This is a genomic window from Pseudomonas sp. 86_A (assembly GCF_017491705.1).
GTDB classification, from domain to species: Bacteria; Pseudomonadota; Gammaproteobacteria; order Pseudomonadales; family Pseudomonadaceae; genus Aquipseudomonas; species Aquipseudomonas koreensis.
Map to the genome: position 1 here is coordinate 1 of NZ_JAFGYS010000177.1, position 446 is coordinate 446.

Sequence of the window (446 nt, forward strand, 5' to 3'; positions counted from 1 at the left end):
GTCCCGCGCCCATACGTCATAAGGCACGCGATCGGCGCGCGCGATCTGGATGGAGAACAGCGGCGAACCCGCCGAATTGGACGGCGAAGACGTGTATGGCGGCCTCGATCTATCGAGCGTCAGTGACCTGACAGCGCTCGTGCTGGTGTCGGAGGCCGGCGACGTTCATCCGACATTCTGGCTCCCCGAAGATGGTCTGGAAGCGAAGGCGCGCGCCGATCGCGTGCCTTATGACGTATGGGCGCGGGACGGCCTGCTTCAGACGACGCCCGGCCGCGCTATCGAATACGAATTCGTCGCCGAACACTTGCGCGGTGTGTTCGACCGGTGCAACGTGCGCGCGCTCGCGTTCGACCGCTACAACATGCGCTTCCTGAAACCATGGCTTGAGCGGGTCGGCTTCTCGGAAGAAGAGCTGAGCCGGTTCGTCGAATTCGGTCAGGGCT

The 446-nt window shown here is 63.7% G+C and carries 1 protein-coding gene; it reads left to right on the plus strand.

The genetic code is table 11. The features are described 5' to 3' along the window. Window positions 1–49 precede the first annotated feature (49 nt). The coding region (locus J5M57_RS28565) for a terminase TerL endonuclease subunit (protein WP_243435672.1) at window positions 50–446 on the plus strand (397 nt) is incomplete at its 3' end.